The sequence below is a fragment of the Bacillus sp. HMSC036E02 genome (assembly GCF_001836235.1).
Lineage (GTDB): Bacteria > Bacillota > Bacilli > Bacillales > Bacillaceae_G > Bacillus_A > Bacillus_A cereus.
In genome coordinates, this window is sequence record NZ_KV827829.1 from 20396 (window position 1) to 30743 (window position 10348).

The following is a 10348-nucleotide window of genomic DNA, read 5'->3' on the forward strand; positions in this document are numbered from 1 at the left end:
CTATAGAACCATACCCTTTTTTATGCCGATTTTTTCTGTTTAACGACTGGAACAGAACGGTTTAAAATACTATTTGCAACCATTCCTAACATGATAATAATCATTCCGATGAGAGAAAGTCCTCCAGGGAGTGAACCATTTAAGAAAATGATTTCTCCAAGTACGGTAAAGACCATCGTTCCAGCTTGTGTTGCTTCAACAGCTCCAAGTAGAGCGAGGTTATCTTTTGCTAAGTCAGTAGCAAAGAAAAATGTCATCGTTGCAATAACGCCGGAACATAATGCTAACAAAAATCCTTGAAGCATTTGGTTGGATGTTGGAATGCCAGTAGTAGAAAATCCGTATATACCAAGCAAGATTGTTATAGGAAGACTTCCAATTGCCATTCCTAATACACGTTGGAACGTATCAAGGCGTCCATCAACAAGCTCCATCATTTTTCGGTTACCGAACGGATATAAGAAAGCGGCTAATACGACAGGTAAAAAACCTGAAATGAACTGAGTCATTGTAATATGGCCTGCGGCAGTTGCTTGCATACAAATTACACCAAGTAAAATAAATAATGCAACATATAAGCTACGAAGTGGAATTTTTCCACGTACAAGTTTCGTACCTGATTTTGTTTCTATTTTCACGAAAAATAGTGGTGATAGTAGTAAACCAGCTAAAATCGTAACTTGCCAAGTTCCAGCAACGAGCCAAGCTGGAGAAAAGACAGCTGCGAAACTTAATAAAGAATAAAAACCAATACCGGCAACAGAACCCCATCCGATCCATGCTAATGGATATTTTTTTAACTCTTCCCATAATCCCCTAAAGTTTTTGCGAAATAAAACGATAAGGAATAAAATAGGAAGAGCAAATAAAAAACGGAAGGAAGCTGTCCAAGCCCAGCTCGTTCCAGATACATTCATTGCTCTATTAATAATAAAGGTTGCAGAAAAAAAGGCCGATGATAAAAGACCTAATAAAATTGCGCGCATGAAGTATAACACTCCTTTCGAAAATAAATAATTATGTATATTATGATATACTTTTAATTATTAAAAGTAAACTATTTTATACTTTAAGGTGGTTTTATATATGAAAGAAAATGAAGATATGCAAACGAAAGAAGTCATTCAACAAGTTGGACAGTTATTGAGACAAATTCGAAATGAACAGAAATTAAGTTTAGAAGAATTAGCTCATAAAACAGGAGTTAGTAAATTAACATTAGGAAAGATCGAAAGAGGGGAAACAAATCCGACACTAGCTGTCATTTGGAAAATAACGAAAGGGTTATCAATTCCTTTATCCAGATTAATGGTTGTTGGAGAACCTGTAGCTGTTGCGCGCTGTGGAGAAGGATTTGCAGTAGATGAAGGACAAGCGTGGCATTTAGAAACGATGTTCCGTTATACGAAAGAAACAGGGATGGAAATGCACCGCGCTTGTTTACGATCAAATAGTATATATGAGCCAGAAGCTCATCATGAAGGTGCGATTGAGCTTGTAACGGTAATGAAAGGGAAAGTGTCTATTCAAGTGGAGAATGATGTATACGAATTAAATGAGTTTGATTCCATTCAATTTGAAGCGAATAAGAAGCATATTTATAAAAATGAAGAAGAAGAAGTAGCGGTATTACATTTAACGATGAAATATTCTTCATGAAAAAATCACCTATAGGATTCTATAGGTGATTTGCTCTTCTTAAGTATGTGAAATAATGCCGTTAGTACGAACGTGGCATAAGTAATAAACAAATGAAATAAACTAAAAATCCTGTCCCAAAACATAAAACAGCAATAACCCAAATGATACGAATAAGAGTAGAGCTAATATCAAAATATTCTCCTAAACCACCACATATACCAAATAGCATTTTATCAGTTTCGGATTTACATAACTTTTTTGACATATTCCAATCAACTCCTTTTTATATCAAACTGCATACTTTTATTCTATATGGAAATTTATGAGAAGACTATGGGGTTGTATTACATTTTTTTGTGAGAAGTGATCGTATTAATTATCTTAATTTTCAGTGGATATTAAACTTGTAGTTATGAGGTGATTTTTAATAAAGGGTGGGCAAATAGAGATGACAGTATATTGGTTGACTAACGTAATGCTTGAATCAGGATATACATATGAAGAAGAGAGAATTTCACAAACAGAAACAGAATTATGCAGTTTACTTATTGAAGATGGTCGAATTAAAAAAATTATAAAAGGGATTGTTCAAGAGGAAGATATAGTAACTTTTGATGCTAAGAACTTATTAATGTTGCCAGCTTTCAAAGAGATGCACATTCACATTGATAAAACATATTATAGTGGCCCATGGAAAGCTTGTATGCCAGCAGAAAGTATTTTTACACGTTTTAATGAAGAAGAAAAAATTTTACCAAAGCAATTAGCGACTGCCCAAAATAGAGCGGAAAATATGCTAGAGTTACTACTGCAAAATGGTGCAACGAATATTAGAACGCATTGTAATGTCGATCCGATTATTGGGCTTGGTAATCTGGAGGCGACGTTAGCGGCATTAGAAACATATAAAAATCGAGTGTCTAGTAGAATTGTTGCGTTTCCGCAACATGGATTATTGCGCAGTAATTCTGTACAACTCGTGAAAGATGCGATGCGTATGGGTGCTCATCTAGTCGGAGGAGTAGATCCAGCTACAGTGGATAATGACATCGAAAAGTCATTACATACAATTATGGATATCGCAGTAGAATTTAATGCGGATGTTGATATTCATTTGCACGATGCGAATAATCTTGGAACGTTTACGATGAAGAGATTGGCAAGTTTAACAGAAGAAGCAGGATGGCAAGGCCGTGTAACGATTAGTCATGCACTTGGACTTGGTGGTGTTACTGATAAAGAGGCTGAAGAAGTGGCAGAAAGACTCGCAAATGTAAATATTGATATTACTTCAACAGTGCCAATTGGTAAACAAGTAATCCCAATTCCGTTATTAGATAAAAAAGGTGTTAAGGTTGCATTAGGCAATGATAGCATTACAGATCATTGGTCACCGTTTGGAACAGGTGATATGCTTCAAAAGGCGAATCGATTAGCAGAGCGTTTTGGGTGGAGTGACGAAAGGTCTTTAGGAAAAGCACTCCGCTTTATTACAGGAGGAAAAGAAACGTTAAATAATGAAGGGAAGCGAGTATGGCCGAATGTAGGGGATGAAGCGAGCTTTGTTTTGACGAATGCGACATGCGCTGCTGAAGCAGTAGCGCGTCAAACAGAAAAACGTTTAGTCGTGTATAAAGGAAATATTGTTGTTGGAAGTTTAAATGAGGTGGAATTAAATAATCTTGTGTAGAAGAATCGTTTAAATATTTTGAGGAGGGTTCTAATGGTGAGTATAGAACTCTTCTTTTTTATTCTTACAATATATTTTTATAGGAAAGCTAGAAGGGATGAAAAAATTGGACAATCAACATAACCAAAATCATATTATGGGAACTTTGCAATGGTTTATATTTTTATTAGCAAATTCAATCGCACTACCAATTGTCGTTGGCGGATTATTTCATCTTACGACGGAAGAAATATTTTATTTAATGCAGCGTACGTTTTTTGTAGTTGGTATATCTTCTTTTTTACAAGGGTGGCTTGGGCATAGACTGCCAATTGCGGATGGGCCGGCTGGATCTTGGGTTGGTGTATTTACCGTACTTGCTTATGCAACGGCCGGACAGGATCAATTACATAGTACACTGCAAATTTTAGAATTAGGAATGATAATCTCCGGTGTTATTTTAATAGGATTAGGAGTAACTGGTTTTATAGGACGTATTTTATTTTTATTTACGCCGCTTGTGACAGGGACGTTTTTACTTTTATTATGTTTACAATTAAGTGGTGTATTTTTAAAAGGAATGTTAGGAATTACAGCTACTATTTCTCAAATCGACGGATTTACAGCAATGATCGCGTTTAGTATATTTCTGTTCGTTATTATACTATCTAATTTTGGAAAAGGCTTTGTCAAAAGTTATGCAGTTTTAATAGGATTAATTAGTGGGTGGATTATTTTTCTCATTGCAGGAAAAGTGACAATCCCATCTCAAGTAACTCATTTTGTGCAACTTCCACATATATTTGCTTGGGGACTTCCAAAATGGAATACAGGTATGGCTGTATCAAGTTTCGTTATGGTATGTATTTTAGTTTCGAATACGGTGGCAGCTATTATAGCAATTAATCAAGCAACTATTCATAAAGCGACTATTGAACAAAAACAGTTGAAAGATGGAACATGGGTTGGGGGGATTTCACATCTCATCTCTTCTGTATTTTCAACTGTAGGTGTCGTTCCGTTACCAGCAACGGCAGGATTTATACGTTTAACAAAACAAAAGTATATACGATCGTTCTTAATGGCATGTGCATTACTAGTCGTAATGTCTCTTTTTCCAAGTATTATTCGTTACTTAGCATCTTTACCATCAGCTGTTGCATCGGCTGTTTTAATGGCTTCGTTCATACAGTTAATTGGAATTGGATTTAATAATATAAAACAAGTGCCGATGAGTGAAAGGAATGTAACGATCTTAGGCGTTGCAGTATTATTTGGCAGCGGCGTAATGTTTTTACCGTCCGGAGCACTCCAATCCTTGCCGTCTATTATGCAATATATATTCGGTAATGGTTTATTTGTAGGTACGGTTGTAAGTATATTGCTAGAACAAATATGGCGCGTTGGAAAGTAAGTGGATAAAAAGAGTGTACGCACTGTATAAAAGTCTAAAATAACATAGGAAATAAAGCCCATTTTTATTCACCACCTGCACATTTCGTTCATACAATATCTTGACTAAATAAACACCCAACTTACACATACACAGCTCTGGCTTAAGCAAGGAGGGTTATACCAGTTGAAGGAAAAAGCGTATCAATCTAAACCTTTACTCACAAAGAGAGAGAGAGAAGTATTTGAATTGCTGGTTCAAGATAAAACAACGAAGGAAATTGCAGGTGAACTTTTTATAAGTGAAAAGACAGTTCGCAACCATATCTCAAACGCAATGCAAAAGCTAGGGGTTAAAGGACGTTCACAAGCAGTTGTGGAGCTTCTTCGTATGGGAGAGCTCGAACTATAAGAAAGCAGCCGACTTTTATACAAAGAGTCGGCTATTTTTTTGTTTGCTTCACTTGCTATATGAATGATAAGAACACTCCATACATAAATAGGTAATAAGGAGGGGATATGTTGAAAAGGATACTGTTAGTTTCAACAAGTGCTCATGATATGAATGGACACCCGACGGGTTTGTGGCTTGAAGAGCTCGCAGCTCCTTATCATGTATTTAAAAAGGCTAAGTTTGATGTTGATATTGTGTCAATAAAAGGCGGGAGAGTGCCTATAGATAGAGTGTCTATTCCGAATGGTATACCTCGCGAATTCAAGCATGTAGCTTCTTTATTACAAAATACGAGGCCGATTTCAAATGTTCATTTCTCGGATTATGATGCGGTTTTATTTGGTGGTGGGCACGGGGCGATTGTAGATTTTCCAGGCAATCCATATGTAGCAAATTTGATTGAGAATATGTATAACAATAACCGGATTGTAGCGGCTGTTTGTCACGGAGTAAGCTCCTTAGTCGGTGTGAAAAATAAGGATAGCTCGTTTTTTGTTGCCGGTAAGCGTATAACAGGTTATACAAACGATGAAGAAAAAGCTGTACATTTAGAAAAGCGCGTTCCGTTTTTGTTAGAAAGTAAGTTGAAAGAAGAAGGAGCTTTGTTTTATGTAGCGCCTAATTTTACGCCGCATGTGGTAGTAGATGGGCATTTAATTACAGGGCAAAATCCACAGTCTAGCGTGGAAATAGGTAAGGTTATAAAAAGGGCTGTAAATAAATTATCGTCATTTTAATTTCTGCTCATTTCTTCTTATTAATGGGAATGTCTTCTTTTCAAAAAAAGATGGAGCAATGAATATGCACTTTATATAGAAGAAACCGACTTTCTTATAGAAGGTCGGTTATTTTTCTATCTTGCAAATTACGAAAAAAAGGAGCAAAATAAAAAAGGTCCTAGTCTATACATGGGCAAATGAAAATTTTCATACAGAAGCATTTGAAGTGAGCGAACTTAAAGTGTGTAAAATATAATGATAAACATAAAAGATGATGAATGAGAAAACGGGTGATGAAGTTGAATAGAGCAATCGGTGTTATCGATTCAGGAGTTGGCGGTTTAACAGTAGCGAAGGAATTAATTCGTCAGTTGCCGAAAGAGCGTATCATATATTTAGGAGATACAGCACGTTGTCCTTATGGTCCACGTTCTCGAGAAGAAGTACGTCAATTTACGTGGGAAATGACGGAGCATTTACTAGATTTAAATATTAAAATGTTAGTTATTGCGTGTAATACAGCAACTGCAGTTGTATTAGAAGAGATGCAAAAACAATTACCAATTCCAGTAGTAGGAGTTATTCACCCAGGATCACGTACAGCTTTAAAAGTGACAAACACGTATCACGTTGGGATTATTGGAACGATTGGAACGGTGAAAAGTGGTGCATACGAAGAGGCGTTAAAGTCTATTAATAACCGTGTTATGGTAGAAAGTTTAGCTTGTCCACCTTTCGTTGAACTTGTAGAGAGTGGGAATTTTGAAAGTGAAATGGCGTATGAAGTTGTAAGAGAAACGCTGCAACCACTGAAAAGTACCGATATTGATACACTTATATTAGGTTGTACACATTATCCGATTTTAGGACCTGTTATTAAAAAAGTAATGGGAGATAAAGTGCAACTAATTAGTTCTGGTGATGAAACAGCACGTGAAGTAAGTACAATCTTATATCATAGTAAAATGTTGAATGAAGGAGAAGAACAAAGCGATCATCTCTTCTTAACAACAGGAAAAATAGGCTTGTTTAAAGAAATTGCATCAAAATGGTTTGGTCAACCGATTGAAAATGTGAAGCATATTCATTTAGAAAAAGAATAATAGTAGAATTTATATAAGTGAGCTCCTGAGAAATCAGGAGCTTTTGTTTTATCTTGCTATTTGCTGGGTAGTAAGACCCCTGCTGATTAAAGTTTCAATTTATAAGAGGCACAGCTTGTTCTAAAACGTGAAACAGCTCGTATACATAATAGTACAAACTTAGATTTTAGGGGGGAATGGCATGCCTAAATCCACTTTTAAATGGGTTGTTGGTGCTACTGTGAGCGCTGTTTTACTAACAGGGTGTGGCTTTATAAATCAAGAGAAAGCAACTGAACAAATTGATCCGCCAAAACAAGTTACGTATACAGAGGGTGGGAAGAAAGAAGTAGCTAAAAAAGATAAGCAAGGGCAAATGGTAAATAGAGAACTATACCTTGTTGATAAAAATGGTTATGTTGTACCACAAACGTTAGCTATACCTACTCCGAAAGCAAATGAGACTGTGAAGCAAACGTTAGAATACCTTGTGAAAGATGGACCGGTAACGAATTTATTACCGAATGGGTTTCGTGCAGTCATTCCGGCGAATACAACGATGACCTTAGATTTGAAAAAGGACGGAACGGCAGTTATTGATTTCTCTAAAGAAATGAAAAACTATGCGAAAGAAGAAGAGCGTCAAATCGTTGAATCTATAGCTTGGACGTTGACTCAATTTACAGAGATAAAACAAGTGCAGTTCCAAATAAATGGTGAGAAATTGGCAAAAATGCCGGTTGGTGGTACACCGCTTGGTGAAGGAGTGAGCCGTGCAAATGGTATTAACTTCGATGATGAACAAGTAACAGATGTAACAAATACAAAACCAGTCACACTGTATTTTATGGCGCAAAATAATAATAAACAGCAATACTACGTACCAGTCACACGCCGCGTTGCGGAAGGTAAAGAAAATGACTATGCAGCAATTATAGATGAGCTTGTAAAAGGCCCGATCCATCAATCGCTCCTAAATGATTTTAATCCAGGCGTTAAGCTTATTACGAATCCGAAATTACAAGACGGAAATCTTACATTAAACTTTAATGAAAATATATTTGTAAACCCAGATAAAAATATGATTTCAAATTACGTATTGAAGTCGTTAGTTTTATCTTTAACAGAAAAGAAAGGTGTGAAAAATATTTCTATTGAAGTAAATGGAAAAGCAAATCTTATAGATGAAAAGGGCGGAAAGTTAATAAAACCTGTAGATCGTCCAGAAAACGTGAATACAGGTAGTTTTTAATCGTCAATAATTTGATATACTTAAGTAAGAAAGAGGAATTGCTTTTTGGGTTCCTCTTCTTTTATTGTATACATATCATACATTTAAATTTGGCTATACTAACAAGTAGTTATGAGGAGGTTATTTTTATGCGAGTAGATGGTAGAGAGAAAACAGAATTACGCCATATACATATTCATACGAATTATTTAAAACATCCAGAGGGATCTGTATTAATTGAAGTTGGGGATACAAAGGTGATTTGCTCAGCAACAATTGAAGAGCGTGTCCCGCCATTTATGCGTGGAGAAGGAAAAGGCTGGGTAACAGCTGAATACGCGATGATTCCGCGTGCAACAGAACAACGTACGATTAGGGAGTCAAGCAAAGGGAAAGTAACAGGACGTACAATGGAAATTCAACGTCTAATTGGACGAGCATTACGTGCGGTAGTTGATTTAGAAGCGCTTGGCGAGAGAACAGTTTGGATTGACTGTGATGTCATCCAAGCAGATGGTGGAACGAGAACAGCTTCTATTACAGGTGCATATGTAGCGATGGTATTAGCTTTCGAGAAATTATTACAAGCAGAAAAAGTATCTAAAATTCCAGTAAAAGATTATTTAGCAGCAACGTCAGTAGGAATTGTTGAAGAGCAAGGTGTTGTTTTAGATTTAAACTATGCAGAAGATTCTAAAGCAGACGTTGATATGAACGTGATTATGACTGGAAAAGGCCAGTTTGTTGAGGTGCAAGGAACTGGAGAAGAAGCGACGTTTAGTAGAGCGCAGTTAAATGAACTACTTGATGCTGCGGAACAAGGCATTTTCCAACTGATTGATATGCAAAAAGAAGCTTTAGGTGACATCGTATCTCATATAGAGTAGAGGTGGAAAGTATGAAACAAGTTGTTGTAGCGACAAAAAATATGGGTAAAGTACGTGAGTTTGCTGAGTTATTTGAGAGATTTGATTTAGAAGTGAAATCATTACACGATTTTCCGCATATTGAAGAAGTCGAAGAAACTGGTGAAACATTTGAAGAAAATGCGATCTTAAAAGCGGATAGTTTGAGTAGACAGTTGAATGCAATTGTAATTGCGGATGATTCAGGTCTTATTGTAGATGCGTTAAACGGGAAACCAGGCGTGTATTCAGCTCGTTTTGCTGGAGAGCCGAAAGATGATCAAGCGAATATTGATAAAGTTTTACAAGAATTAAATGAAGTAGCGTTTGAAAAGCGTAAAGCTCGTTTCTATTGTGCATTAGCAGTTGCTTTCCCTGAAGGTGATAAAAAGCCTGTCATTGTAAACGGGACATGTGAAGGATTTATTTTAGAACAACGCCGCGGAGAAAATGGCTTTGGATACGATCCGATTTTTTATGTGGAAGAATATAAAAAATCGATGGCGGAACTAAGTTCAGATGAGAAAAATGCTATTAGCCATCGTGGCCGTGCTCTTCGTAAATTAGAAGAAAAAATCCCGGAATGGTTTTTAGGAGAATAAGGGAGAGAGAATGATGAAAGCTTTAATCGTAAGTGATAGTCATAGCTCTGTGAAGGAATTACAGCAGTTGAAAGAGAAATATGAAGGGAAAGTAGATATCATGATTCATTGCGGTGATTCAGAGCTAACGCTTGCTCATGAAGAACTGCAAGGTTTCCGTGTTGTAAAAGGAAACTGTGATTATGCTAACTTTCAAGATGAAATTGTAACTGATGTAGATGGAATTCGCTTCTTAGTTGTGCATGGACATCGCCATAATGTGAAAATGACATTACAAACGCTAGCGTACCATGCTGAAGAAGTGGGAGCGCAAGTTGCATGCTTTGGACATTCTCACGTATTAGGTGCGGAATTAATCGAGGGCGTTTTATTTATTAATCCAGGCAGTATTTTATTACCACGTCAGCGTGTAGAAAAGACATTTTCTTTATTAGAAATGGATGAAAATCAAATGGAAGTTCGTTTTGAAACGTTAGACGGACAACTAGTTGAACAAGCAGTTTTTAAAAGAGGATAAGAAAATTTATCCTCTTTTAAAAAAGGTGTTGACTTTATGTGTGGTTATACATATAATAAATATTGTCGATAGGGCAACGGCGCTAACGAAGAAAAGAAAATAACATATGCGGGTGTAGTTTAGTGGTAAAACAAGA

General features: G+C 36.4%; 12 protein-coding genes. 10 read left to right on the forward strand and 2 right to left on the reverse strand.

Annotated features, from left to right (window positions below; all coding sequences use genetic code 11):
• Positions 1-20: 20 nt before the first annotated feature.
• On the reverse strand, positions 21-986 hold the full coding sequence (locus tag HMPREF2590_RS09040; protein WP_050822111.1) for a DMT family transporter: 966 nt from the start codon (positions 984-986) through the stop codon (positions 21-23).
• A 100-nt stretch (positions 987-1086) separates the two neighbouring features.
• Between HMPREF2590_RS09040 and HMPREF2590_RS09045 the strand changes: the two genes are divergently transcribed.
• On the forward strand, positions 1087-1659 hold the full coding sequence (locus HMPREF2590_RS09045) for a helix-turn-helix domain-containing protein (RefSeq protein ID WP_000661924.1): 573 nt from the start codon (positions 1087-1089) through the stop codon (positions 1657-1659).
• A 61-nt stretch (positions 1660-1720) separates the two neighbouring features.
• On the opposite strand, the gene HMPREF2590_RS09050 is transcribed toward HMPREF2590_RS09045, so the two are convergent.
• Positions 1721-1906, reverse strand: a complete 186-nt coding sequence (locus HMPREF2590_RS09050) for a PspC domain-containing protein (RefSeq protein ID WP_000038411.1) — start codon at positions 1904-1906, stop codon at positions 1721-1723.
• 183 nt (positions 1907-2089) lie between these two features.
• Between HMPREF2590_RS09050 and HMPREF2590_RS09055 the strand changes: the two genes are divergently transcribed.
• The 9 genes from HMPREF2590_RS09055 (at position 2090) to HMPREF2590_RS09095 (ending at position 10212) form a co-directional block, all read left to right on the forward strand.
• Entirely contained in the window at positions 2090-3331 is a 1242-nt protein-coding gene (locus tag HMPREF2590_RS09055) for an amidohydrolase family protein (protein ID WP_050822110.1), read from the forward strand.
• A 97-nt stretch (positions 3332-3428) separates the two neighbouring features.
• Positions 3429-4724, forward strand: coding sequence for a purine/pyrimidine permease (locus HMPREF2590_RS09060; protein ID WP_003310976.1), 1296 nt, complete (start codon positions 3429-3431; stop codon positions 4722-4724).
• Positions 4725-4889: 165 nt separating this feature from the next.
• The gene (gerE, locus tag HMPREF2590_RS09065; RefSeq protein ID WP_000659484.1) at positions 4890-5114 is read left to right on the forward strand and encodes a spore germination transcription factor GerE; all 225 of its coding nucleotides are present in this window, start codon (positions 4890-4892) and stop codon (positions 5112-5114) included.
• Between the two features lie 107 nt (positions 5115-5221).
• Complete coding sequence (locus HMPREF2590_RS09070; RefSeq protein ID WP_003310977.1) at positions 5222-5893, forward strand: type 1 glutamine amidotransferase domain-containing protein; 672 nt, start codon at positions 5222-5224, stop codon at positions 5891-5893.
• A 275-nt stretch (positions 5894-6168) separates the two neighbouring features.
• Positions 6169-6978 (forward strand): glutamate racemase, encoded by an 810-nt coding sequence (gene racE / locus HMPREF2590_RS09075; RefSeq protein ID WP_000774005.1) that lies wholly within the window; start codon positions 6169-6171, stop codon positions 6976-6978.
• A gap of 181 nt (positions 6979-7159) precedes the next feature.
• On the forward strand, positions 7160-8209 hold the full coding sequence (gene gerM / locus HMPREF2590_RS09080) for a spore germination protein GerM (RefSeq protein ID WP_001126749.1): 1050 nt from the start codon (positions 7160-7162) through the stop codon (positions 8207-8209).
• Positions 8210-8337: 128 nt separating this feature from the next.
• Complete coding sequence (rph, locus tag HMPREF2590_RS09085) at positions 8338-9075, forward strand: ribonuclease PH (RefSeq protein ID WP_001261765.1); 738 nt, start codon at positions 8338-8340, stop codon at positions 9073-9075.
• Between the two features lie 11 nt (positions 9076-9086).
• Entirely contained in the window at positions 9087-9695 is a 609-nt protein-coding gene (locus HMPREF2590_RS09090; RefSeq protein ID WP_000815944.1) for an XTP/dITP diphosphatase, read from the forward strand.
• A 13-nt stretch (positions 9696-9708) separates the two neighbouring features.
• The gene (locus tag HMPREF2590_RS09095) at positions 9709-10212 is read left to right on the forward strand and encodes a metallophosphoesterase (RefSeq protein WP_050822218.1); all 504 of its coding nucleotides are present in this window, start codon (positions 9709-9711) and stop codon (positions 10210-10212) included.
• The last annotated feature ends 136 nt before the right edge of the window (positions 10213-10348 follow it).